Below are 24,268 nucleotides of genomic sequence, written 5' to 3' on the forward strand. Positions count from 1 at the left end.
CATTTTAACCAAATTATCTTAGCGCTGGAATTCGCTTGTTGGACTCCATTGTGGCCACGATTCGGTTTCAGCTAGCTGATAACCTACATCAAATAATAATTGAGTATCTTCCAAAATACCGCCCACGTCCCAGCTTTCGCGATATTGATCACATACTTGATGGTAGCAACCAGTGACAATGACGTTCATGCGCTTTCGGTAAGCCGCTGTCTGCTCATCAATGGGCATTGAGCCACCTTTAGCATACAAAGCAGGCACACCTAGTTTTGCAAAACTAAAATGATCAGAGCGGTAGTAATAGCCGGCTTCAGGTCTATCTTCTTGTGTTAACACTCGTCCTTGCTTTGTTGCAGCTATCTCTAGATATTGCTCTAATTCAGACTTACCCATGCCAATCACTGATACATCGCTTGTTCGTCCCATTATGTTCATTGCGTCCATGTTTATGTTAGCAACCGTTTTATCTAAGGGGATGACGGGATTTTCGGCGTAATACTTTGAACCTAATAAACCCTGTTCCTCAGCGGTCACGATCAACATAGTAATTGAACGTTTAGGTGCAACATTCAATTCTGCAAACGCTTTTGCCATACTGATACTTGCTGCGGTTCCAGTAGCATTATCATGTGCACCGTTATAAATCTGGTCACCTTCTTTACTATCGTCTTTGCCTAAATGATCCCAATGAGCTGTATAAATGATATGTTCATCAGGTTTTTCGCTTCCTTCTAATGTGGCAATAACGTTATAGCTTTTTGATTTTTCAATGTCGTTTTTCACTGTGATAGATGCATTTAACGAAAGTGCTTTATGATAGGGGCCTTGGTTAGCTTTTGCTTTTTCTTCAGCAAAATCCAAACCTGCTTCAGCGAAGATTTTTTGCGCCGCTTCAAGTGAAATCCAACCCTCTACCGCGACGCGACTTGCACCACCATCTGGAGAAACCAAACCATATTGAGGGCCACTCCAGCTATTTGCAACAACTGACCAACCATAGGAGGCAGGTACTGTTTCATGCACTATAAATACCGCCTCGGCACCTTGGCGGCTGGCTTCTTCATATTTGTAGCTCCAACGGCCATAATATGTCATCGTTTTACCTTGAAACTTTTCTCCTTCGGGCATTGCAAAACCTGGGTCATTGACTAAAACAATCACCGTTTTACCTGTTAAATCGACACCTTCATAATCGTTCCAGTCAAATTCAGGCGCATTGACACCAAAACCAAGAAACACAATTTCAGAGTCGCTTAAATCGATTTGCGACACCTCACGCTTAGAGCTTGCCACCATGTTTTCTTTGTATGCAAAAGAGTGAGATCCCATTTGTAAAGTCATATCTTCATCAGCAGTGATTTGCATTAGGTCAACTTGCTGAAAGAAACTGTCCTGATTGCTAAGGTTTGAATCCTGCCTTGGTAAATTCGGCGGTTAAATAATCAAGTGTTTTTTGCTCTCCAACGGTGGTGGGAGCGCGACCTTCAAATTCATCTGAGGCTAGTGTAACAATATGCTGTGTCAGCGCATTTTCAGCTTCTGGAGAATCAATACCTTGATATACAATATCAAAATTATTAGGGCTAGCTTCTTCTGTTTTCGTATCGGTATTTGTCGTATTGGGACTGCAAGCAAAGATGGTTAGCGCGACGAAAGCACATGCCAACAAATGTAATCGAGGCGGTGAATATAGGGCTGTTTTCATTTATTATATCCTAAGTGTAAAGTGTTGTGTTTTGCCATTTCGAGCCGACCTTGAATAAACGCAAGGTCGATTGGGCAACACTTAAGTATAAGTGAAAACATCACTCAAACAAAGCGGCAGAAACAAATGCAATTGGATATAGATTATTTATTACAAGTTAAAGACCGAGCGCCATTTAATATGTTACACAATGCGTTTATGGCGCATTTAAAGCACTGTGGTCTATCTCATGAAATGAAAACGTCAAGCTCACAAATATTAAACTCATTTGGTACTGACTTGAAGTTTGTAAGTGACTCCGAACTTCCTTGTGATATTTATTATGAGCGTTACATCCATCAGCAAAAACAGATTCCAAGTCGTGACAATTGGCATGACTTTTTCAATGGTTTAATCTGGTTAGATTTTCCGCTAACGAAACAATATTTAAATCAGCAACATGTGAATGAACTGGACTCGGCTGGCAAATCGAAAAGAACAGCCATTAGAGATCGCATCACGCATTTTGATGAATGTGGGATTGTGATATTTACATCTGAAAACCAACTCAAGCAACGCTTGCAAGCACATGACTGGCAATGGTTATTTTTAAAAAAACAAAGCGCTTGGTTTGACACTATCAAACCTTTTATTTTTGGTCATGCATTGTGGGAAATGTTACTTAACCCTTTCATTGGCCTTACTGCAAAAGCAACGGTAGTGCTTATTGCTCAAGACAAGCTTGATAAGCTCTCCTGCATACCATTAACAGGCTTAAGCAATAGTTCAAACAAACCGCTTCAAGCACATGATCAACTATTGCTTGGGCATCTTGTCAGCAATGAAGTGCTATTTCATTCTAAGCCTTGGCAACCGCTACCTCTTTTGGGTATTCCCACTTGGTCTCACGTAGCGCAAGATGCTACATTTTATGCAAATACTCAATATTTCATGCCAAAAACAATAAAGGCAAATAGATATAGGTCGTAGCGTAGAATATCTGGCAAACGTCTATATCTATAGGCTAAATCATAAACTTAGTTCTATTACGCTAGCTTAATAATGCAATTAAAGACAAACCGTAGACAACAAGTGTTGGAATAGCGGCAACAATTAACGATTTTTTCAAGCTAAAGTTAGTCCATGCCTTGAGTAATAAGCCCCCCAAAATGGTAGACCAAATAAAGTCAACTTTTATGCTGGCAAGCAGGTTAAAGGCCTCTGAATCTACATTGGTGCCTAAAACGAAAGCAAGTGACAATGGCGCTAAATATGCTTGACCGATTTGGGTGCTAGGGTCTTGCAATGCCAGAAGTATTATAGAAAAAAGTGAACCAACAACAACTGGCATGCTTATCCACCACATAGCTCCATACCAATCTGTAAAACCATGAACGCTTTTATCATCATTTCGCGTCACAGTGGCGTAATAGAACCCAATGATAAGATTAAAAACAATCGGGGATAAAGCCGTAAAGATCGCGTAAGACCATTGCATTGCCGCCAAGGTATACATAGCCTTGGCATTTTCAAGCTCTGCCGGACTTGCATCGGGCGTTTGCATAAGAATAAAAGCGTCTCGCCACCATGCAAAATCAACCAATGAAAAATATAAATAAGAAGGCAAAAACAAAACACCGGTAATTAATATAAAGGGTAGCTAGGACCAATTATTTTTGACAGCAATCGACTCAAAAACGTCAGAAGGTCGATAGAATATTTCACTCATCGCTTGAATTGGATTAGTGACGATAAGGTCATCTTGATGCTCGCTGAATTGATGAGGTTTATCTTGGGTTTGGGGCGCTTCATTGTCATGTTCTTGCATATCATGATTCCTAGTGTTGTTATTTTGGTTATCACTAAGCTATTTGCTTATTTCAGGCATAGGTTAACTGCCTAGTTTTCCAACAATACTATCTCTAGCTACATTTGAAAACATAAAGGATGTCTAGTTTTTGTGTTTTTTTCTCGCAAAGTATTATTGCTTGCCTTAAGCTAACGGGTATAACAATGATAAAGCACAGGGAAAGAGGAAAACGCAATGATCGAGATCCAAAAGCTAGCAAAAAAGTTTAAGGTCGAAAATCCCAAAAAATTAAGTGAGCAGGATAAAAAGGATCCTCGACTAAAGGGCCGTTTTTTTCATTCAGTAAAAGATGTTAGCCTTCGTTGCGACAAGGGCAAAGTTTTAGGCTTATTAGGACCAAATGGCGCAGGTAAAACAACTACCTTAAGAATGCTTTCAACTGCTTTGACGCCTGATGGCGGAACCATCACAATCGACGGTTCAGATGTAGTAACTAATCCTATTGAAGCTCGCAAAAAAATTGGGTTTTTGTCTGGTTCTACCGGTTTATATGGTCGTCTAACTGGAAGGGAAAATATCGAGTATTTCGGTCGCTTGAATGGCATGTCTGATGATGCAATTGCAGCAAAGATAGATGAAATTGCCCAACAGTTAGATATGCACTCATTTCTTGACCGTAGGAGTGAAAACTTTTCGACAGGCATGAAGCAAAAGACATCCATTGCTAGAGCTGTTATTCACAGTCCACAAGTGGTTATTTTAGACGAACCAACCACAGGGCTTGATATAATGGCGGCTAAAACAGTGATTGATTTTATCAAAGACCTAAAACAAAAAGGCACGCCCGTTATTTTTTCAACCCATCACCTTGATGAAGTAACTGAACTATGTAACCACATTTCAGTTATAGACCACGGGATGACGACATTTGACGGCACAATCGACGAATTTTGCAATTTATCGCCTGATAATTTGCACGAAGCCTTTATGAAAACTTTGCACAGGAGTGAGAGTTAATGTGGTTAATTTATAAAAAAGAAATTTTAGAGTTATTGCGAGACCGTAAAACTATATTTTTTATGGTAGCGCTTCCTATTGTGATATTCCCTTTGATATTTGGCGCGATGTTTTACTTTACCGCCAAAGTCCAAAGCGATGCACAAACAAAAGTACTATCGTTTGCCGTGGGTGGGGCAGAGTTTGCGCCAAATTTAATTGAACAACTTACCCAAAATGAGACGCTATCGCTCGTTACGCTTGATGATGACATGAGTGATGTAGAATTAGCCAAATCGGCAATTCGTGAAGGTAAAGTTGATTTTGTACTGCAAGTACCGTCAAATTATTCAAATGACGTTATTCAGTCAGGGCAAATCACTCTTAATTTAGTGCTTAATGATGCACAAGTAAATGATGCAAGAAGTCGTGTTAGACAGGTCAGTGATAAAATCGAAGATGCCAATCAGCGAGAAGCATTCAAAGGCATCGGTATTGACGAAAACATCCAAAAAGCCATGATCAATCCAATTTTAGTAGAAAAGGTAAACGTAGCTGACGAGCGAGAACAAAAGGGCTCGTTGATTGGCGGATTTATTCCATACATCATGTTCATACTCTGCTTACAAGGCGCAATGCTGCCAGCGGCTGATATCGGGGCTGGTGAAAAAGAGCGCGGTACATTAGAAACACTTTTGTTATCACCAGTTGATAGGCACTCTATAGTCCTTGCAAAGTTTTTAACCATCGCCACCGCAGGGGTCACAACAGCGCTCATTACAGTGTTAAGTATTGCTATATGGGGCCTTGTGATTGGGCAAAGTATGGCGATTACGTTTTTGACTGAGTTTATGTCGGCCATCGATTGGCTTGATTTTATTTTGATATTCTTAATGCTAGTGCCTGTGGTTGCAACATTTGCATCTTCTTTATTAGCCTTGTCTATTTATGCGCGGTCATTTAAAGAAGCGCAAGGCTATATGAGCCCGTTAATGATTGTGATTTTATTGCCGGTCATTATTGCCCTAATACCGGGAATTGAACTCAAAGGTGTGTGGGCTTGGATTCCATTAACAAACGTTGCGTTGGCAATTAAAGAGTTAGTAAAAGGTACAATGGACTACGTCCAGCTTTTGGCTATATTTGGCTCATCCGCCATACTCGCTGGTGCTTTGCTGGCGTTTTGTGTTTATTGGTTTAAACAAGAAAAGGTCTTGTTTAGATAAAATATGGCAAACGTAAAATCTTTTTTCGCAAGCGATGGCCCACTTTCAAACGAACTTAAGGGTTATCAAGTAAGAAAACAGCAACTCGATTTAGCGCTTGCGATTGAAGATACCATTAAAACAAGGTCGTCTTTAGTTGCAGAAGCGGGGACGGGCACTGGTAAAACATTTGCCTATTTGGTGCCCGCATTACAAACTAATCAAAAAGTAATTATTTCGACAGGAACAAAAAACTTACAAGAGCAACTGTATAACCGCGACTTACCATTTGTTAAACAGCTTATTAACAAACAAAAAGATAGTGCGTTACTTAAAGGTCGCAGCAATTATTTGTGCATCCATAGAACTAAATTAAATGAAATGTCTGAGCGAGGACTCGAAAAAGAAGTATTAAAAGACTTTCAACTTGTTCAAAAATGGTCTTCAGGCACCCAAACTGGGGATATGTCCGACTTAAAAAGTCTGCAAGAAGATTCAAAAGTTATTCCACTTGTAACCTCTACAATTGATAATTGTTTGGGCAAAGATTGCAGTTATTATGAGGATTGCTTTTTAGTAAAAGCAAGACAAAAAGCAATGATGGCAGATGTTGTTGTTGTTAATCATCATCTATTTTTTGCAGACTTAGCACTCAAAGAACAAGGCTTTGGTGAACTCATCCCAAATGTCGATAGCATAATATTTGACGAAGCACATCTAGTACCAGACATCGCTAGTGAATATTTTGGCGAGACGCTTTCAACACGCCAAATGGGTGATCAGCTAAAAGATATTGTCAAGATTCAGAAGCTTGCGATTAAAGATGCCGGTCAGTTATCAGAGTATGCAGAAAAATGTCAATACACTTTGTCTGACTTGCGCATATGCTTTCCCGATGAGGGGACAAGGGGGAATTGGCTGCATGCGCGAAAAGATGAAAAAGTGCATTCTCAATTATGTTTGTTAATAGAACAGTTTGAATATTTACTTGAAATTGCAGGCTTACACAAAGAGCGAGAAAAAGATTTAGATTTGTTAATTGAAAAGTTAACCAGTAATTATCAAAAGTTAGTGATGTTTTGCCAAGACGAACATGTTGACGTAAGTTTATGGTACGAAACGTCAAAGTATCACTTAGTGGTGCATTTAACGCCGTTACGTATCGATAAAGCGTTTAAAAAAATAATGTCAGAACGTGATGCAAGCTGGATATTTACGTCAGCCACGCTTGCCATCGATGAAAAATTTGATCATTTTAACCGGCTAATGGGCTTGGATCAGGCCCAGAGTTTATATTTTGATAGTCCTTTTGACTATGCTTCACAGGCGTTGTTGTGCGTGCCTAGGTATCTACCTGAACCAAATAGCCCCAAAATGAAACAAGCATTAGTTGATATTGCGATTAAACTAATTAGGGCTGCAAAGGGTAGAAGTTTTATATTGTTTACGAGCCACTATATGCTAAAGCAAGTGGCTTCGATGGTAAGTGAGATAATTACTAATACCGTTTTAGTTCAAGGTGAGCGCTCAAAAGCCTCGTTATTGGAAGCATATTTAGCCGACTCAAGCAGTGTGTTGTTTGCCACTGGCGCATTTTGGGAAGGGGTTGATGTAAAAGGCGATGATTTATTATGCGTCATGATTGATAAGCTTCCTTTTGCGTCACCCGATGACCCTCTATTAAAAGCAAGGCTTGAAGATTGCGCAAAACAAGGCGGTAAGCCATTTTTTGATGTGCAAGTGCCTCAGGCAGTAATTTCTTTAAAGCAGGGCGCAGGAAGGTTAATAAGAGACACGAGCGATACAGGTGTGCTAGTTATTTGTGATAATCGCTTGGTAACTAAACCCTATGCAAAGACATTTTTAAAAAGCTTACCTGATATGGTGAGAACACGCGATATCGAAAAGGTTGAGGATTTTTTAAAATCAATAAAATAAATAGTGACGAAGAAAATTAATGAAAATTTTAGCGATTGATACCGCGACAGAAGCTTGTAGTGTCGCAATATTAGATGATAAAGGCTGTAGCAAAGGTATCTTTGAGGTATGCCCTCAGCAACATAGCCAACAAATATTGCCCATGATAGATAAAATCTTGGCTCAACACTCTTACAAACTATCACAAATTGATGCTATTGCTTATGGTCGTGGTCCAGGCAGTTTTACCGGTGTGAGAATTGCAGCAAGCACTGCTCAAGGGTTGAGCTATGGTGCAGATATACCTGTTATTGAAATATCCACCTTAGCGACAATGGCACAAGAGTGTTTTGAGCGCTTAGGCAGCCAAAAGTGCGTATCAATGATTGACGCCCGCATGGCAGAGGTTTATTTTGGTGAGTTTCTACTAGACCCAGAAATTGGCATTATGCGTTTGTCTGGGGACGAGCAGGTTTTATCACCAAGTGAAGCGCTGACGATTCTTAAACAAACAAACGAAGATAATACGGAGTTAAGGAACACTGTAGGCACCGGATTTCAAACTTACTCTTCGATGTTTATAGATATTTTGCAGCCCCAAGCGTCTATTTTATACCCTAATGCGCAATACATGCTGAATTTAGCTAAACATGCACTTGATGATAAGCATACAGTTAGTGCTAGTGATATCAAACCTATTTATGTACGTGATACTGTCACGTGGAAGAAACTTCCTGGCAAGGTATAAAGGCAAGGTGAAAAGATGAACAATATTGGTTTGACCCAACAGTCTATCTTTGTCAATAGACAACAATCGGGCCTTTCTCAAACTCTAGCAACTTCTCTATCTTCTGTAGGTAAAACCGAAAAAAATAGCAGTGATGCCAAAGCAACTTTCATTGATGCTACTTATATCAATGTTGCTAATGATAAGAGTGCAAAACAAGCTGACGACATGTTTGCAAACGCACGTAATTTTGAGGAGTTAAGCAGGAATTCTAGCTAGGGTTTACAGGCTTATCATGATATTCAAATGGCACAAAAACGTGACGAGATATCCGAAGTGTTGGGTGTCGACTTATTTGCTTAAACTGTACTTATCGATTATTCTTTAAACGTCAGTAAATGGCCAATAGCGGTATATTAAGGAGAATGTAATGCAAGTCAAAACAGTCGAATCAATATTACTGGTGCCTCACCGAATCAAAGCTTGTTTACTTGTGTGTATTAGCCTAGCGTTAAGCGCATGTTATTCAGTACCCGATATTGTGACAGTGGACGATCCTGAGACTCTTATACAATATGAACGTGTAATTCAAGGGAAAAATGAATCAAGCGTTATTGGTGAGTCTGCAAGATGGTCTGGGAAAGTCGTTGCAGTTAAAAATCGTGCAGACGACTCTGAGATAGAAATTATTTACTACCCATCCTCAGCATCTAGTCGACCTAAGACAGACACAATGAGCGCGGGGCGCTTTAAAGTTATTGTAGATGGTTTTGCTGACCCCTTATTGTTTGAAGAAGGTCGCTTGGTTACTGTGCTTGGTGAATTATCAGCGTTTCAAACCTCTTTGATTGGCGAGCACGCATACACTTATCCAACTATTGCGGCACAAGGTATTTATATTTGGAGTACGCCAGATCGTGACCCACGCAGGCAAATAGTCAATATAGTGCGTCATCCACATTGGGTGGGTGTACACCATCGCAATGGTTTAGTGTCATTACCACATTATCGTCGCCACAAGCCAGCTAATTACTATTATCGCCAACATAGGGCTAACCCATCATCTCATAACCAAAGCACGACAAACACTAGTCATCAAAACACGTCTGATACACGTCAATATCAAAGTTCAACCGAGCAGCAACACTAGCATTATTTGATGGAATAATTACTTTGAATAGTCATGATTTATATGATGTTTCGTTTGATATTGATGGCTTTACTTACGGTGGTTTATCAAATCATAACCAAACATTTTGGGACGAAAACCTCAAAGGCGAACAGCGAAAAATTAATGACTTCCCCGTTACTATTCTACTTCATGGTTATTTAGATAGCGCGGGTTCATTTGCCCCCCTTATTAATCAAATGGCTTGTGTTAACAATGGTCACTATCTAGCGCTTGAACATGCAGGGCATGGAAAATCCTCACATCGTGGTGAATCTGATCATTATCATTTAGTTGATTATGCATATGATTTATATCGCTTCGTCAATTACTTCGGGATCTCTAATTTGAATGTTATAGGACATTCATTAGGTGCTATTGTTGCGTCAATTTATGCTAGTACTCAACCTAAATGCCTCAATGCACTGGTGGCAATTGAGTCTATTGGTCCACTTAGTGAACCACAAAATACAACCGCTAAACAGCTAACAGCCTGTTTTGAAAGTCGCGTAAAAGCGCTTAAGCCAATAAGGCAACCCGATAGCTTTGATGTTTTGTTAAAAGCTAGAATGAAAGTTAGCGATTTTAGTTACGAGCAAGCGCAGCATGTCATGTCGCGTAATGTCATCATTAGCCAATCAAAAACTGGCCAAGAACAAGTTAGATGGCGCACAGACAAGCGCTTAAGGACAAGCTCTCCATTTAGAATGAATGAAGAGCAAGCTTGTAATATTTTACAAAATATTGCGTGTCCGCGTTTGCTTATACTCGGTGATAAGGGCTTTGAAAAAGTTAAGGACATTAGAGTTAGAAGAGCGGCTATATTTGACGATGTTGAGACCGCCACATGTCCTGGAGGGCATCATGTCCATCTTGATTCAACAGCGTTAGTTGCAGAAAAAATACACAAATTCATCCTAAAGTGTACAAAAAATCGCTAAAAGTCATCAAATTTTGAATCTTTGTTTTCAATTTTGTCCATAGTGCATTAGTATTACGGCAATTAATGGTTTGACCAATGCGTTGTTTATGCGGATGCGCTTATTAAACCATACACATTCTTAGACTGGCATGTCAGATGCTCAACCTATATAGGATGCTTTAAGCTGTGGAAAAACCTTGGTTGTCTCAATACGACAAAAATGTAAAAGCAGACATCAATCCTGATGTAGTCCCCTCATTATTAGAAATTTTTGAAGCCTCTGTTAGTGAATTTGCTAATCAAACTGCGTTCATTAATATGGGTCATAGCATCACGTTTGAAGATCTTGACGTTCTATCGATGCAGTTTGCGTCTTATTTACAAAGCACAGGGTTAAATAAGGGTGATGCAGTTGCCATCATGATGCCCAATCTTTTGCAATATCCAATTGCTTTGTTTGGGATTCTACGGGCAGGATTAGTAGTTGTTAATGTTAATCCGTTGTACACGCCGCGAGAGCTTGAACATCAGCTAAAAGATGCAAATGTCAGTACGATTGTTATTGTTGAGAACTTTGCCAATACGCTTGACGCCATCATTGACAATACTCCCGTTAAAAACGTTATTTTGACTTGTTTAGGTGACATGTTACCTGTACCTAAGAAATGGATTGTCAATTTAGCGGTGAAGCACGTTAAAAAATTGGTTCCTAAGCATAATCTAAGCGCAACTATCAGTTTCACGAAGGCAGTCGCATCTGGCGCAAAGCTAGATTTTTCGCGGCCAGATTTGCAAGGAGATGACATTGCTTTTTTACAATATACTGGCGGTACAACCGGTGTGTCGAAGGGGGCGATGTTATCTCATAGAAATATGGTTGCTAACCTTGAACAAGTGTCTGGCAATTTAGAAGTGGCAGTTAAACATGGTGATATGGTTGTTACCGCATTGCCGCTATACCATATATTTGCACTAACAAGTAATTGCCTTACCTTCGTCAAATACGGTTGTCCTAATTTACTTATTACCAACCCTCGCGACATGGATGGCTTTGTGGCAGAGCTAAAAAAGTATCCATTTGCAGTATTAACGGGCGTCAACACGCTCTTTAACGGTTTGTTAAACACCCTAGGGTTTGCGGAGCTTGATTTTAGTCATTTTAAGTTTGGTTTAGGCGGAGGAATGGCGGTTCAAAAACCTGTTGCTGAAAAGTGGCAACAGATTACAGGAAAAGTATTAATCGAAGGATATGGTTTAACAGAGTGTTCACCGGTCGTATCTGTTAACCCATTCAGTTCAAAGACATACAAGGGGTCAATTGGCCTTCCTTTACCGTCAACAGATGTAAAACTAATAGATGATGCTGGTCAACCCGTTGAATTAGGTGAAGCTGGTGAGCTATTTGTTAAAGGGCCGCAAGTCATGGTCGGATACTTAGGTCGACCCGAGGCGACAGCAGAAATTTTGCAAGATGGGTGGTTGGCAACAGGTGACATTGCCACGATGGATGAGCAAGGCTTTTTATATATTGTTGATCGTAAAAAAGACATGATCTTAGTATCTGGTTTCAATGTTTTCCCCAATGAAATAGAAGAAGTCGCAGCGATGCATGAAGGCATTTTGGAAGCTGCTGCGATTGGCGTTCCTCATCAAGTCTCAGGTGAGGTGGTTAAGCTCTTTGTAGTGAAATCTGACGAGAGCCTTAGTAAAGAAGCGGTGATTGCTCACTGTAAGTCACTTTTGACTGGCTATAAAGTGCCCAAACAAATAGAATTTAGAGATGAATTGCCTAAGTCTAACGTCGGTAAAATTTTGCGTAAAGACTTACGTGATTAATTCAATTAGCGTATCATCAAGCCTTTGTAGTGTTATTTGCACATTAGCAAAACTCTAAAAGGCTTACTTTGCACCCTTACAACAAACCCTACCCGTTTTTGTATGTTGATACTTTTCAAGCGCTAGAGGACTTGTGTCTACATTGGACAAATATGAAGGTCCTTTCGATTGATACTGAATTTGTGCGCACACAGACACTTAAACCTATTCTAGGCCTTATACAAGTTTTCGATGGGGAAAATGTGGCATTAATTGATCCCATCGCTATCAATGATTTACGTCCGTTAGCTAATTTGTTTGCCGATTCAAGCATAGTCAAAGTTGCTCATTCTTGTTCTGAAGATATTGAGGCAATTTGGCATCATATGCACGTAAAACCGACTCCCATTTTTGATACTCAATTTGCTGCAAGTATCACGGGCTTGGGCGTCTCTGTAGGATATGCAAATTTAGTCGAAGAGCTATTTAAGATTCATCTCGATAAAGGGGAGTCTCGCACAGATTGGACGCAAAGGCCCCTAAGCGAGGCACAGTGTAGATATGCAAGTGAAGATGTTACTCATTTAATGGCCTTATATGAACACATTAGAGGGCTTGCTGAGAAACAAGAAAAACATGATTGGGTTTATCAAGAAATGGCTTTGTTGACTGAAAAGAAAACAAGAGTATTTGAAGCCGATTATGCCTACCTAAACTTAAAAAACGTATGGAAGCTTTCGGGATCGCATTTGGCGGCGTTTAAATTGTTGAGTGCTTGGCGTTTAGAAGAAGCAAGAAAGCTTGATAAGTCACTAAATTTTGTCATAAAAGAAGCCGCATTATTTGAATTAGCACTTAAGTTGCCCACCAATAGGCAAGCATTGTTTGAATGCAAACAACTGTTCTCAAAACAAGCTAAGTTATATTCAGATATAATTTTGACTATTGTCTCTCAATCGAAACAATTAGAGCCAAACGAATGTCCAAGGCGCGTGCAACGTTTGTTAGACTTTTCAGCTTATAAACAAGTGCTTGAATTTTGTAAGACGACCGTAGAAAAGATTGCCGATGATAATCAGATCCCTGTTACGGTCTTGGGTTCTAAAAAGCAGATAAATCAATTGCTTAAATGGGCTTGGTTCGACTTTGACGAATTGGAATTGTACGATGCGAAACCTGACCTGTTGACTGGGTGGCGGTACAGCTTAATGCAAGGTCATGTTAAGCAACTTCAAGAAGTGATAGGAAAACACCATGAAATTAAGCGCAGTATATAAATCTTCAAAAAAACAAGATACATACTTGTATGTTCCAACTAAAGAAGATTTTACTAGTGTACCTAAGGCACTATTGGATACCTTTGGTCGGCCACTGTTTGTTAGCATAATCGCTCTAGGTAAACATGATACAATCGCCGGCATAAAAACAGATCGTTTCGTGGACAAACTCAAACAAGATGGTTTTTATTTGCAACTACCTCCTAAAACAGAAAGTTTATTAGAGCAACATCGCAAAGCGTTAGGATTATCCGCGTCTGCGAATCAAGATAAAGTATGAAAAAATCTCCTTATACAAAAGCACTCATTGATAGCAAGTTTTGGCACTTTACGCCTTTAGAAAAAATGACAAGGCTTCAGTGGGAAGCAATATGTGATGGGTGCGCACGCTGTTGTCTGCATAAGTTTATAGAAGATGATGATGTCGAACATGACTTAAGTCCAAGCGATCATATCAATGAAAATGAAACCCTAGTCTACACCAATATTGCATGTTATTTATTGAACGATAAAACTTGCGGATGTACTGCGTACCAAAAACGAAGTGAGCTTGTTCCGGACTGTGTTACGCTGACAAAAGAAAACCTTTCGGATGTCTTTTTTATGCCTCCTTCATGCAGTTATAGGCGCTTACAAGAAGGAAAAGGACTAGCGCATTGGCATCCCTTGCTGAACAAGGGAAAAAAACCAAAATGCACGAATTAGGTATTTCGGTCAGAAATCGTGTGATTAGTGAAGAGCGCGTAAATCTTGCTGATTTTGAAGATTATATTGTTGTTTGGCCTTTAGACGCTAGCGACTAAGCTACCAAGGTGCTTTGTCTGTCTTTATAAATTGTACGGCTGCAAACACGACAAATGAACCGAGATACAAAGTGAAAATGATATTCATCCACTGAGCCATTCCCATATCTAAAAATTGCCAACTATTGTCAGTACAACTCCCTGTTGCGTCAAACATGAACGGTATCCAATCGTGAAGGGGTAAGAATGAAGGGAAATTTGGTATTATTTCACACGCGAAAAAGGGGTTGTTTGCATTGATAATTTCAAGATGGTCCCGAGCAACCATCAAACCTGCAAAACTTGAATATGCCCAACCGCAAAAAGCAATAACGCGTGTTATATAATGCATATAAACGAGCGGTAGTATTGCAAATAAAAATATTCCCAACGTCGCCGTCCTTTGATAAATGCAGTTAATACAAGGTGCATGACCAAGGAAATGTTGAAAGTACAAAGCGGCTAACACGAGCGATCCACTAGAAAATGCCAATATAGCCCAAGAATACTTTGAATGGCTAAAGCGCTTAAGGGATTGCAAAAAAGTGACAAGCATAGAGAATAATCCGTGTTAACAAAACATTTTCATTTGAGCGTACAATTGTACCTAAAATATTCACCTAAAGCATAGTAATAATGCGTATAAATAAAGCTTTTCAACTTTTCTGCATCTGGTACAATCAGTTAATATTTTTGTAACAATTAAGTAGTAAGCATGATTTATAAGTCACAAAGTCCAGCGGGATTCGCTGAGGAATATATTGTCGAATCTATCTGGAGTGGACGTTTCCCGTCAGAGCACGATTTTGCCCGCAGAGCGAGAGCTTTCTGAACTTATTGGTGTGACTCGAACTACCTTACGTGAGGTTTTACAGCGTCTTGCTAGAGATGGTTGGCTCACGATACAACACGGTAAACCTACCAAAGTAAATAATTATTGGGAAACCTGTGGACTGAATATTCTAGAAACACTTGCCAGAGCTTGATCAGGAGGGTCAACCTCAATTATTGGATAATCTTTTATCTGCCCGAACAAATTTAAGTGCAGTATTTATACGAGCAGCGTTTAGACAAAATCCTGAGCAATGTGCAGATATAATAAATCGTCATCATACTGTAGAGCAAGATGGCAAAGCGTTTTCTGACCATGACTATCAAATGCACCATGATTTAGCTTTGGCTTCAAACAATCCAGTCTATGTCCTAATGATGAATGGTTTTAAAGGAATTTATGCAAGAATTGGTGGATTTTTCTTTAGTCAGCAAAATGCACGAGATTGCGCGACAAAATATTATACTAAGTTACTAGAAGTATTAGAGAGTAATGAGCCTGATCGTGTGGTAACGGTAGTAAGAAATTACGGAATAGAAAGCGGTAAAATTTGGATCCAGATGCGACAAGATTTGAATAAAAATATTGTCGATTAGTGTGATCAAATTTTAAGCAAACTAGCGTATACACATCACTTTAGAAAAACCAGATAATCCATTTTTTCAATAGGACTATGACTATGACTGCGAGTGCCGTTCAGCTTCATCCTTTTCCTCATCTTTTTCGTCCGCTTGATTTAGGTTTTACAAGCCTCAAAAATAGAGTATTGATGGGATCAATGCATACAGGTCTAGAAGAGGCGCCAAATGGTCACAAACGCATGGCTGCATTTTTTGCTGAAAGAGCACGTGGTGGTGTTGGGCTTATTGTAACCGGTGGCATTGGTCCAAATGATGAAGGTGCGACTCATGCAATTACCAAACGATTAGATAGTGATGAAGCGGTTGAACACCACAAAGAAGTAACCGACGCTGTTCATGACGCTGGCGGTAAAATATGTATGCAAATTTTGCATACAGGTCGATATGCCTATAACAAAGAATTAGTGGCACCGTCTGCGATACAAGCACCAATTAATCCTTTTCGCCCAAAAGCGTTAGATGAAGCGGGTATTCAAAAGCAAATCGATGATTTTGTCTTTACAGCCTTGCAAGCCCAAAGAGCAGGCTATGACGGTGTTGAGATTATGGGCTCAGAAGGCTATTTTCTGAATCAGTTTATTGCGACTCGAACCAACCAACGAAAGGACGAGTGGGGCGGTGAATATAAAAACCGAATCAAGCTACCTATTGAAGTGGTGCGAAGAGTAAGAGAAGCGGTGGGTGAGCAATTCATTATTATTTACCGACTGAGCATGTTGGATTTAGTTGAAGGCGGGTCTACTTATGATGAAGTAGTAGAATTAGGTTTAGCAGTTGAAAAAGCTGGCGCAACTATCATCAATACTGGTATTGGTTGGCACGAAGCAAGAATTCCGACCATTGCAACAAAAGTACCACGAGCAGCATTTACATGGGTAACGGCAAAATTTAGAAAAGCCCTAAATATTCCAGTAATAACGTCAAATCGCATTAATACGCCTGAAGTGGCCGAAGAAGTCCTTGCCAGAGGGGACGCTGATATGGTCTCTATGGCCCGGCCTTTCTTAGCAGATCCAGAGTTTGTTAATAAAGCCGAGCAAAATATACCTGAACAAATTAACACTTGTATAGGATGCAACCAAGCATGCTTGGATCACGCTTTTGAAAATAAGATGACAAGTTGTCTGGTTAATCCTAGAGCGTGTCATGAAACCGAATTTTCGATTGTTGAAGCTGAACTTAAAAAGCATATAGCGGTAGTTGGAGCAGGACCAGCTGGGCTTGCAGCAGCAATGACAGCGGCTCAAAGAGGTCACAAAGTCACCTTATATGATAAAGCGGATGAGATTGGCGGACAGTTTAATATTGCAAAACAAGTCCCTGGTAAAGAAGAGTTTTATGAAACAATAAGATATTTTGATGTACAGCTTGCCTTGTTAGGGGTTGATATTCAGCTTAACACGCCGGTTGATACCAATATGCTAAACCAAGGTGGCTTTGATGAAGTCATTTTAGCAACAGGCATCGTACCAAGAGTCCCCGATATTGAAGGAATCAATCACCCTAAAGTGATGTCATATATTGATGTACTGAAACATAAAAAACCTGTTGGTAGTAAAGTCGCAGTAGTGGGTGCAGGTGGCATTGGCTTTGATACAAGTGAATTTCTTTCTCACGGTAAACAATCTCCATCTACAGATATACCCACCTTTATGCGCGAGTGGGGTATTGATATGAATCTTTCTGTTCGTGGCGGCGTAGAGGGCATGCAGGCGCAACCTGAAGCATCACCACGTACCATCTATTTGCTTCAGCGTAAAACAACGAAAGTTGGAGCAGGTTTAGGTAAAACTACAGGGTGGGCTCACCGCGCTGGCCTGATGATGAAAGGGGTAAATTTAATTGCAGGTGTAAACTACCAAAAGATCGATGATGATGGTTTACATATCGAAGTCAATGGCGAGAGCCAAGTGCTTGATGTTGATAATGTAATCATTTGTGCAGGGCAATTGCCGCTCAAAGAGCTTTCTGAAGGACTCACAGTGCCTTTTCATCTGATTGGGGGCGCCGATGTGGCGGCTGAATTAGACGCTAAGCGCGCAATCGATCAAGGAACAAGGTTATTGGCGACCCTTTAGAGAATATTGCTGATGATGCTGATATCAACATTTAATAAGCGTTCATTACATGAGCGTTTCACGATTGCAATATCATTATGTATCAGCATACCCATTATTCCTGTCACCTTTATAAGACTCGCTCAAGAAGATTATGCACTTGCAAGCATTGACGCTTTAATTGCTGGGGTATGTTTGATAATTGCACTTTGTGCATTTAAGCAAGTACAAGCTGCATTGATGCCTGCTATACTAAGTTTAGTGATTGCTTTAGGGACTATAGCAGTAGGTATTGCGGGGGAATCAGAACACATGTTTTACATGTTTCCTGCTTTGTTTGCTTGGGCTTTACTATACAAACCAATCATTTCGTTGACGATTATCCTTGCCGTTAACCTAGTACTGTTCCCTTTTTTCATACAATATGACACCTCGGTTGTGATCTCTTTTTATACTGCATATCTACCCACGATTATTTTTGTATTCGTGTGTGCCAAAGCGTTTCGTAAACATCATGAGAAATTAAATAATATGGCTAGAGTGGATTTTTTAACACAAGCCAGAAACAGAAGAGCATTTGATCATGATGTGGAGATTAGCGCGAATAATTTACGCAGACATCAAACGCCATGTTCTTTGGTCTTGCTTGATATGGATTATTTTAAAAGACTAAATGATGAGCATGGCCATGTGATTGGAGATGAAGTGCTTAAATATACCGCTAACATTATTACGCAACGCCTTAGACGAAGCGATAAGCTTTATAGGCTTGGCGGTGAAGAATTTGCGATATTATTGAATTACGGTGATATAAAACAGGCCGTCACTATCACCCAAGACCTAAAACTATTCATCAAACAGAATAAGCCAAAGCATTTACCCGATTTCACACTTTCTTTCGGCATAGCTCAATTGAAAATAACCGAGGATATACGTAGTTGGTATCTTCGAACTGATAACGCGCTCTACACATCTAAAGATCAAGGAAGAGACAGGTATACCGTATCGCACTAGTGCAGACGTTGTCTACTTTTTATACAGGGCCATAGTGCGACGCGTCGCGTCAAAAGACATATCGAATTGACTAAGCACATTCATACCTAGCAGGCCATCAAAATTACCCAAATTTTCTTTAGGTAATACAAGCACACTGGTATCTTCAATTATTACATCTCCCATAGCCAATTGTTGTATTCGATAGATGGGTGCTTCTATCATTCCACCAGCAGTACTGATATTAAATTTACCTAAAAAGATCGTGTCGCTTTGAGCAACACGTGCAAACTTTTGATCACTAATAGCAGTTGTAGATGCCCCTGTATCCAACAATAGCTTGACTGGAATAGACTGCACGATTGCACGTGCTACAAATTGACCGCGTTGCTGCCTGATCATTAAATCAGCGGTTCTTTGACTTGGTGAACTTACTTCTTCTATGACCGAATTGTTATTGCTCTCAATGTTATTTGATTCGTCACTAATCGCAGTGATGATAGCATCACGAAGTCTGCTTGCACTTTTGTCATTAAAAGGAAAAGCAGCTAAGGTATCTTCCATTAATACTAATTGAGATTGCATCCCATAAGCGGTCGCTAATGCCATCAGGTATTGACGATTGAGCGGATCAACTTGCACTAAAGGCTCTAAAAAACTGGCTAACAAGTCCCACGCTTTATCGTCACTAAATTGTTTTATAACCCGAGCGGTATTAATCTTAATGAGTTCTTCGATATCTTTTCGCTGCTTTTGAGACAATGGCAAAGAAAGAAGCTGTTTGTAGTGTAGTAGAGCGATATTTAGAGGCTGTGTGTGATAATACACTTCCGCTTCTATTAGTTGTGCATTGATATCATTGGGGTATTTGCGAAGGTATTCGCTTATTTCTAACGAAAGAATGTCGTACTGCGCTTTTTGAGCAAGCGTTTCAATATATTGATAATACCCTTTTTGTATAGCTTTTATCGGCTCACTTTGATTCGTTTTAGGTAGTTTTTGTGGTTCAATTTGGGCGACTTCAAATGGACTTCCCAAAATATTTTTAGATACTACATCGCTGTTATCTATTGGTGCTTCAGTCCCTTTTACTGCGTTGCTAACTTGTTGTTGATGTGGTTCATTTTTCGCATTATGCAACCAAAGCAAATAAAGGTTAGCTCCCAAAGACAGAGATAATAAAATACTGAGTAATTTGATAATACTATTCATATTATTGGCTGTTTTAAGTCGGTACAGACGTATCTGTAATATGCGTAAACTTATTAGCTAATGTGCCATATACCTCACAAAATGTCTTAGGCATTTTTTTTGGCTGGCCTTTGCTTAGTGATACACACACAAATTGGGTGTTGGCAGTAAAGACTGTTTTGTTTGTACGAACATTGATAAATTGAAAGTAACGACTAAGTCTGAATTTACTGTCACATTCACTTATCCACGTTGCACAAGCTAATACATCAGATAAATGACTAGGTAAAATATAATTAAGAGTGTGTTGCGTGATTACCATAGCACGGTCCAACTGTTCGTAGTCAGAGAAAGTCAAACCAATACTATTTGAGTGTTCCCAAGCAAGTTTTTCTAATCTAGATAAATAAGCAACATTATTTGTATGCTGATAATGGTCAATATCAGTTTCACTAATTATCCATTCACTCACAAACGGAAACATTGCATGCCATGGTAAAGCAGAATAAAGAGGCTGTGTGTTGTTGGGCTGATTAGTCATCACTAGCAATACTCTTGTTATTTTTCAAATTTGCATGAGCTATCTATCTCTATTTGTTATCATACCGCAAAATATGAATATGTCTCATAAAGACCAGTACTTTATGTATAACTAGAAGAAACAATTGTGAATTGTGTTGTAAAAAAATCACCGGTGGACGTTAACGCCAATATCAATCGCAATAAAGCGGTTAAGGATTTAGAACATATATTTAATGAGTCCTTGGGTTTAGCACATAACACTCGCTTACAGGGAGGTGCTAACGAACCTTTGTTTTTGCCTAGTGATGACCAACAAGCAGATATCATATTTTATCGATATGATTACTTCTCAAGTGCCTTACATGAAGTTGCTCATTGGTGTATTGCCGGCCCTAGTCGAAGAAAACTCGAAGACTATGGTTATTGGTATGCCCCAGATGGCCGAAGTGAAGAGCAACAAAGCATGTTTGAAAAAGTAGAAGTGAAACCACAGGCACTGGAATGCGCCTTTTCACAAGCATGTGGAATTAAGTTTTCGGTAAGCATAGATAACTTAGCAGGTAAAGCTAGTAATAAGCTTGCATTTGCAAATGCCGTAGAAAAGCAACTTATTCAATACAAAAAAACAGGCTTTCCAAATCGCGCCAAACAGTTTATTGACGCCTTGGAAGCTTATTATGGTAACGCTACATTTGACGATAAAGAGAACAAGTAACATGGGCCTACATTTAGGACGAAAATTCAAACTTGGCCTGTTGATCAATCCATTTGCCGGCATAGGTGGTGCGCTTGCCCTAAAAGGCAGCGATGGTGATGAAATTCGTCAGGCAGCAATGAAGCAAGGTGCTAAACAACAAGCCATGGACAAAGCAAGGATTGCGTTAAAACAGTGTGTGGATGTTAGTGACACTTTTTGTGTCTATACCGGTAGTGGTGACTTGGGTTTTAATATAGCGTCGCAGTTGGGACTTGAAACGACAATAGTGTATCAGGCCGATAGTGACCAAACACAGATGAGCGATAGCATCGCACTAGTAGATGCCTTACTTAAAAAAAATGTAGATCTAATCCTATTTGCTGGTGGAGATGGTACAGCAAGAAATATCTGTAGTGTCTTAGGTAAATCGATACCGGTGATAGGGGTCCCTGCGGGTGTAAAAATTCATAGTGGCGTTTATGCAATTACTCCACGCGCTGCAGGTGTTGTTCTGTCACAAGTGATCAAAGGAGAACTTGTTTCCTTACTAGAAGCTGAAGTTAGAGATATTGACGAACAAAAGTTCAGACTAGGCAAGGTTGTCGCTAAGCACTTTGGTGAAATGTTAGTACCCGACGAACTTCGGTATATTCAAGCGGTAAAACAAGGCGGTAAAGAATCTGATGAGCTTTTGTTAGATGATTTATCCCAACATATTTTAGACATAATGGATGAGTATCCTGACCACTACTTTATTATGGGATCTGGCTCTACCATAAACGCGATCATGGATTTCGCGAGTCTTACTAATACTCTTTTAGGCGTTGATCTTGTATATAACAAGCGAGTTATCGCTAATGATCTTAATGCAAAAGAGTTACTTTCAATGACGACAAACAAACCTTGTAAACTAGTTGTCACTGCGATTGGAGGACAAGGACATTTATTTGGCAGAGGAAACCAGCAGTTATCACCAAGCTTTATCAAATCGCTGGGCAAAGAAAACATCATAGTGGTTGCGACAAAAAACAAACTAAATGCACTTGGTGATAAAGGCTTAATTAGCGATACATCAGACCACGAACTAGATCAGTCATTAGCTGGGCCAATTCAAGTAGTTACTGGTTACCGTGACAGTGTTCTTTATTTTATACAAGGCGATTTACATTGATAGTTTCTACCGCATCCAATGACGAGCCGATGTTCGAAGCCTTTATATCACAAAAAGAAAGCGAGCTTGATGCATATATAGATGAAGGGACTGAACAGCAATTATTTGTAAGTAGTTATATTCATGGTCATTTTTCAGTTATCGCTGCAAATACAATACACTGGCTAAGTGTGCAAAGTAATAATGATTTGTCTGATTTGGAACTTAGACGTCTTCAAAACGAAGCTAAAACTCGCTTTATCCAAGCGTTGAGGGTAAGTGTTGGTGATGCGATTAAAAACAAAGAGTTAAGTGAGCAAGATACGGCTGATGTAATGGATATGTTAAATTCGCTATTAAGTGAATAAATTGTATTAATGTGAAAACTGGAATCGTTTTTGCTTATGCCTGAGATATATACGATATTTTGGGTATCACAAAATGAAATATTTGGAAAATAAGCCAGTATTAATTCATCAACGTTTGCTAAGAGCAAGTATCATTGCGTCCATCATTATAAGCAGTGGTGCATGTTCATCCCTGTTGCCTCCTTTATTGACGTCGGGCAAGCCTTCCACTTCGGTAAATACCAATTCACAGGAGTCGCTAGGGCAGGTACACGCCTACACGCAGACCCTAGCGACACAGTTATTTGCTGACCTCCAAGCAGATAGGCAGTTTCGTTATGCTGTTACAGGCTTTGTGCCAGTCACAACCATGTCTACTGATTTGGCACAACAGGGCCCGCTAATGCTGCTTGGGCATCAATTAGAGCAAGGGTTAATAAGCGAAGCGGCTCAAAGAGGCTTTGTTGCACAAGATTTCAAAACAAGTAATGCCATCATCATGTCTAACGATAGCGATAGAGCCTTATCAAGAGAGTTGACGCACCTATCAGCACTCCAAAACATAGATTTCTTTATTACCGGTGCGATTACCGAACAACAAGGTGGTGCAATGGTAAATGCTCGTATTATTAATGTCAGAAGCAAAGATGTGGTTGCGGCGGCTAGCTTGTTTTTCCCAGCAACTTTGATGTGGGAAACCGAGCAAGTGACGATGCGCAATGGGCATTTATATAGAACCGATAAAACCAGCCAAGTGGCATTGCCACAGGAGTAAGTTATGAGACTATTATTCATTATTGCGGCAATAACTGTCAGCAGTGCATGCAGCATGTTGCCGTCTGATGACATGTTTTCGTCGCAAAATGCAAATGACGGCCAAGAGCCATCTGAAGGATCTGAAGATAATTTTGCCGTCACCGGAAACTTAGCAAGCAAACATCCTCTGGATGCTCAAAAAGGCGCTCAAGGCTTAGATGCCTTTGGTTCGATGTTAAGGCCTAATATCATGTCAAACTCTAGTGGCGCGTACAAAGGGATGCCATTGACAAAACATATTGGTGACTACGTTCGTAATATGGCCCAAGACATGGTAGGCAATATGGAATATGTTACCGAACGCACGCCAGTAGCAGTCACGCACTTTAGCCTTATTGATAGTGATTTGAAAGAAACCAATTTGCTTGGCAAGCAAATGGCTGAGTCGTTTGTACACGAATTTCACAAATTTAGAATGCCTGTAGTCGAGTATAAGAGCACACAGGTAATTAATGTGACTCAAAGTGGTGACTTTGTACTGTCGCGTGATTTTCTAGATTTACGTAATTCTACACCTATTAGTTATGTACTGACGGGCACTTTAACAAAGCATCAAGGAGGCTACTTGGTAAATGCTAGGATGCTGGGAATGAACTCAAATGTGATTGTGGCGTCGGCCCAATCATTTATCCCATTTTATATAGTTGACGCATTACTACCTAGTGGCTCATCACGCAACAATGAAATTGTTGACGGTGTCAGTATCATCCAAGGAGAATAAG

At 39.9% G+C, this 24,268-nt stretch carries 23 protein-coding genes and 3 pseudogenes; 20 read left to right on the forward strand and 6 right to left on the reverse strand.

Translation table 11 applies throughout. The annotated features are described in order from the left end of the window. Window positions 1-18: 18 nt before the first annotated feature. Window positions 19-1,702: pseudogene (locus ACZ1G6_RS05490) on the reverse strand (M28 family metallopeptidase). 126 nt (window positions 1,703-1,828) lie between these two features. Here ACZ1G6_RS05490 and ACZ1G6_RS05495 point away from each other — a divergent pair. Continuing rightward, entirely contained in the window at window positions 1,829-2,671 is an 843-nt protein-coding gene (locus tag ACZ1G6_RS05495; RefSeq protein ID WP_472618399.1) for a DUF3025 domain-containing protein, read from the forward strand. Window positions 2,672-2,732: 61 nt separating this feature from the next. Here the strand turns inward: ACZ1G6_RS05495 and ACZ1G6_RS05500 are convergent, their stop codons facing one another. Then, the gene (locus ACZ1G6_RS05500; protein ID WP_472618929.1) at window positions 2,733-3,332 is read right to left on the reverse strand and encodes a Yip1 family protein; all 600 of its coding nucleotides are present in this window, start codon (window positions 3,330-3,332) and stop codon (window positions 2,733-2,735) included. Window positions 3,333-3,341: 9 nt separating this feature from the next. Beyond that, on the reverse strand, window positions 3,342-3,509 hold the full coding sequence (locus tag ACZ1G6_RS05505) for a hypothetical protein (RefSeq protein WP_472618400.1): 168 nt from the start codon (window positions 3,507-3,509) through the stop codon (window positions 3,342-3,344). A 216-nt stretch (window positions 3,510-3,725) separates the two neighbouring features. Between ACZ1G6_RS05505 and ACZ1G6_RS05510 the strand changes: the two genes are divergently transcribed. From ACZ1G6_RS05510 to ACZ1G6_RS05560, 11 genes and pseudogenes are all read left to right on the forward strand, one after another. After that, window positions 3,726-4,508, forward strand: a complete 783-nt coding sequence (locus ACZ1G6_RS05510; RefSeq protein WP_472618401.1) for an ATP-binding cassette domain-containing protein — start codon at window positions 3,726-3,728, stop codon at window positions 4,506-4,508. Further along, a complete protein-coding gene (locus ACZ1G6_RS05515) occupies window positions 4,508-5,713 on the forward strand; it encodes an ABC transporter permease (protein ID WP_472618402.1) in 1,206 nt (401 codons plus the stop codon). The genes ACZ1G6_RS05510 and ACZ1G6_RS05515 overlap by 1 nt, the downstream gene beginning before the upstream one ends. Before the next feature lie 3 nt (window positions 5,714-5,716). After that, window positions 5,717-7,630: an ATP-dependent DNA helicase gene (locus ACZ1G6_RS05520; protein WP_472618403.1), complete on the forward strand. Its 1,914-nt coding sequence runs from the start codon at window positions 5,717-5,719 to the stop codon at window positions 7,628-7,630. A 19-nt stretch (window positions 7,631-7,649) separates the two neighbouring features. Beyond that, on the forward strand, window positions 7,650-8,357 hold the full coding sequence (gene tsaB, locus ACZ1G6_RS05525) for a tRNA (adenosine(37)-N6)-threonylcarbamoyltransferase complex dimerization subunit type 1 TsaB (RefSeq protein WP_472618404.1): 708 nt from the start codon (window positions 7,650-7,652) through the stop codon (window positions 8,355-8,357). Window positions 8,358-8,372: 15 nt separating this feature from the next. Then, entirely contained in the window at window positions 8,373-8,615 is a 243-nt protein-coding gene (locus ACZ1G6_RS05530; protein ID WP_472618405.1) for a hypothetical protein, read from the forward strand. Window positions 8,616-8,766: 151 nt separating this feature from the next. After that, complete coding sequence (locus ACZ1G6_RS05535; protein ID WP_472618406.1) at window positions 8,767-9,486, forward strand: Slp family lipoprotein; 720 nt, start codon at window positions 8,767-8,769, stop codon at window positions 9,484-9,486. Between the two features lie 23 nt (window positions 9,487-9,509). Then, window positions 9,510-10,445, forward strand: coding sequence for an alpha/beta hydrolase family protein (locus tag ACZ1G6_RS05540; protein ID WP_472618407.1), 936 nt, complete (start codon window positions 9,510-9,512; stop codon window positions 10,443-10,445). 167 nt (window positions 10,446-10,612) lie between these two features. Then, window positions 10,613-12,262 (forward strand): AMP-binding protein, encoded by a 1,650-nt coding sequence (locus ACZ1G6_RS05545; RefSeq protein ID WP_472618408.1) that lies wholly within the window; start codon window positions 10,613-10,615, stop codon window positions 12,260-12,262. Window positions 12,263-12,360: 98 nt separating this feature from the next. Then, window positions 12,361-13,518, forward strand: coding sequence for a ribonuclease D (gene rnd, locus ACZ1G6_RS05550; RefSeq protein ID WP_472618930.1), 1,158 nt, complete (start codon window positions 12,361-12,363; stop codon window positions 13,516-13,518). Next, a complete protein-coding gene (locus tag ACZ1G6_RS05555; protein WP_472618409.1) occupies window positions 13,496-13,798 on the forward strand; it encodes a YcgL domain-containing protein in 303 nt (100 codons plus the stop codon). The genes rnd and ACZ1G6_RS05555 overlap by 23 nt, the downstream gene beginning before the upstream one ends. Beyond that, window positions 13,795-14,321 (forward strand): annotated as a pseudogene (locus ACZ1G6_RS05560) (YcgN family cysteine cluster protein). Before ACZ1G6_RS05555 ends, ACZ1G6_RS05560 begins: the two are co-directional and overlap by 4 nt. A gap of 1 nt (window position 14,322) precedes the next feature. On the opposite strand, the gene dsbB reads toward ACZ1G6_RS05560, so the two are convergent. Beyond that, on the reverse strand, window positions 14,323-14,856 hold the full coding sequence (gene dsbB / locus ACZ1G6_RS05565) for a disulfide bond formation protein DsbB (RefSeq protein WP_472618410.1): 534 nt from the start codon (window positions 14,854-14,856) through the stop codon (window positions 14,323-14,325). Window positions 14,857-15,015: 159 nt separating this feature from the next. Here dsbB and fadR point away from each other — a divergent pair. The 3 genes and pseudogenes from fadR to ACZ1G6_RS05580 all read left to right on the forward strand — a co-directional run bounded on the left by fadR (window position 15,016) and on the right by ACZ1G6_RS05580 (window position 18,844). Further along, window positions 15,016-15,728: pseudogene (fadR, locus tag ACZ1G6_RS05570) on the forward strand (fatty acid metabolism transcriptional regulator FadR). An 83-nt stretch (window positions 15,729-15,811) separates the two neighbouring features. Next, on the forward strand, window positions 15,812-17,851 hold the full coding sequence (locus tag ACZ1G6_RS05575; RefSeq protein WP_472618411.1) for an FAD-dependent oxidoreductase: 2,040 nt from the start codon (window positions 15,812-15,814) through the stop codon (window positions 17,849-17,851). A gap of 12 nt (window positions 17,852-17,863) precedes the next feature. After that, on the forward strand, window positions 17,864-18,844 hold the full coding sequence (locus tag ACZ1G6_RS05580) for a GGDEF domain-containing protein (protein WP_472618412.1): 981 nt from the start codon (window positions 17,864-17,866) through the stop codon (window positions 18,842-18,844). A 12-nt stretch (window positions 18,845-18,856) separates the two neighbouring features. Here ACZ1G6_RS05580 and ACZ1G6_RS05585 read toward each other — a convergent pair whose 3' ends face one another. Next, entirely contained in the window at window positions 18,857-20,035 is a 1,179-nt protein-coding gene (locus tag ACZ1G6_RS05585; RefSeq protein ID WP_472618413.1) for a retropepsin-like aspartic protease family protein, read from the reverse strand. 13 nt (window positions 20,036-20,048) lie between these two features. Next, window positions 20,049-20,498, reverse strand: coding sequence for an acyl-CoA thioesterase (locus ACZ1G6_RS05590; RefSeq protein ID WP_472618931.1), 450 nt, complete (start codon window positions 20,496-20,498; stop codon window positions 20,049-20,051). Window positions 20,499-20,681: 183 nt separating this feature from the next. On the opposite strand from ACZ1G6_RS05590, the gene ACZ1G6_RS05595 reads away from it, so the two are divergent. From ACZ1G6_RS05595 to ACZ1G6_RS05615, 5 genes are all read left to right on the forward strand, one after another. Continuing rightward, window positions 20,682-21,251, forward strand: a complete 570-nt coding sequence (locus ACZ1G6_RS05595; RefSeq protein ID WP_472618414.1) for an elongation factor P hydroxylase — start codon at window positions 20,682-20,684, stop codon at window positions 21,249-21,251. Between the two features lies 1 nt (window position 21,252). Further along, window positions 21,253-22,404 (forward strand): ATP-NAD kinase family protein, encoded by a 1,152-nt coding sequence (locus ACZ1G6_RS05600; RefSeq protein ID WP_472618415.1) that lies wholly within the window; start codon window positions 21,253-21,255, stop codon window positions 22,402-22,404. Further along, window positions 22,401-22,751 (forward strand): YfcL family protein, encoded by a 351-nt coding sequence (locus tag ACZ1G6_RS05605; protein WP_472618416.1) that lies wholly within the window; start codon window positions 22,401-22,403, stop codon window positions 22,749-22,751. Before ACZ1G6_RS05600 ends, ACZ1G6_RS05605 begins: the two co-directional genes overlap by 4 nt. A 73-nt stretch (window positions 22,752-22,824) precedes the next feature. Beyond that, a complete protein-coding gene (locus ACZ1G6_RS05610; RefSeq protein ID WP_472618417.1) occupies window positions 22,825-23,505 on the forward strand; it encodes a FlgO family outer membrane protein in 681 nt (226 codons plus the stop codon). Window positions 23,506-23,508: 3 nt separating this feature from the next. Next, the gene (locus tag ACZ1G6_RS05615) at window positions 23,509-24,267 is read left to right on the forward strand and encodes a FlgO family outer membrane protein (RefSeq protein WP_472618418.1); all 759 of its coding nucleotides are present in this window, start codon (window positions 23,509-23,511) and stop codon (window positions 24,265-24,267) included. Window position 24,268: the final 1 nt, after the last annotated feature.

Source organism: Glaciecola sp. HA4-3, assembly GCF_055693685.1.

Bases quoted from the DNA above. Each gene is read 5' to 3' on its own strand.
- ACZ1G6_RS05495 (WP_472618399.1), top strand. From the start codon at position 1,829: ATGCAATTGGATATAGATTATTTATTACAAGTTAAAGACCGAGCGCCA.
- ACZ1G6_RS05615 (WP_472618418.1), top strand. From the start codon at position 23,509: ATGAGACTATTATTCATTATTGCGGCAATAACTGTCAGCAGTGCATGC.
- ACZ1G6_RS05590 (WP_472618931.1), bottom strand. From the start codon at position 20,498: ATGTTTCCGTTTGTGAGTGAATGGATAATTAGTGAAACTGATATTGAC.
- ACZ1G6_RS05515 (WP_472618402.1), top strand. From the start codon at position 4,508: ATGTGGTTAATTTATAAAAAAGAAATTTTAGAGTTATTGCGAGACCGT.
- ACZ1G6_RS05505 (WP_472618400.1), bottom strand. From the start codon at position 3,509: ATGCAAGAACATGACAATGAAGCGCCCCAAACCCAAGATAAACCTCAT.
- ACZ1G6_RS05535 (WP_472618406.1), top strand. From the start codon at position 8,767: ATGCAAGTCAAAACAGTCGAATCAATATTACTGGTGCCTCACCGAATC.
- ACZ1G6_RS05585 (WP_472618413.1), bottom strand. From the start codon at position 20,035: ATGAATAGTATTATCAAATTACTCAGTATTTTATTATCTCTGTCTTTG.
- ACZ1G6_RS05600 (WP_472618415.1), top strand. From the start codon at position 21,253: ATGGGCCTACATTTAGGACGAAAATTCAAACTTGGCCTGTTGATCAAT.
- ACZ1G6_RS05530 (WP_472618405.1), top strand. From the start codon at position 8,373: ATGAACAATATTGGTTTGACCCAACAGTCTATCTTTGTCAATAGACAA.
- ACZ1G6_RS05580 (WP_472618412.1), top strand. From the start codon at position 17,864: ATGATGCTGATATCAACATTTAATAAGCGTTCATTACATGAGCGTTTC.
- ACZ1G6_RS05510 (WP_472618401.1), top strand. From the start codon at position 3,726: ATGATCGAGATCCAAAAGCTAGCAAAAAAGTTTAAGGTCGAAAATCCC.
- ACZ1G6_RS05520 (WP_472618403.1), top strand. From the start codon at position 5,717: ATGGCAAACGTAAAATCTTTTTTCGCAAGCGATGGCCCACTTTCAAAC.
- ACZ1G6_RS05555 (WP_472618409.1), top strand. From the start codon at position 13,496: ATGAAATTAAGCGCAGTATATAAATCTTCAAAAAAACAAGATACATAC.
- ACZ1G6_RS05575 (WP_472618411.1), top strand. From the start codon at position 15,812: ATGACTGCGAGTGCCGTTCAGCTTCATCCTTTTCCTCATCTTTTTCGT.
- dsbB (WP_472618410.1), bottom strand. From the start codon at position 14,856: ATGCTTGTCACTTTTTTGCAATCCCTTAAGCGCTTTAGCCATTCAAAG.
- ACZ1G6_RS05610 (WP_472618417.1), top strand. From the start codon at position 22,825: ATGAAATATTTGGAAAATAAGCCAGTATTAATTCATCAACGTTTGCTA.
- tsaB (WP_472618404.1), top strand. From the start codon at position 7,650: ATGAAAATTTTAGCGATTGATACCGCGACAGAAGCTTGTAGTGTCGCA.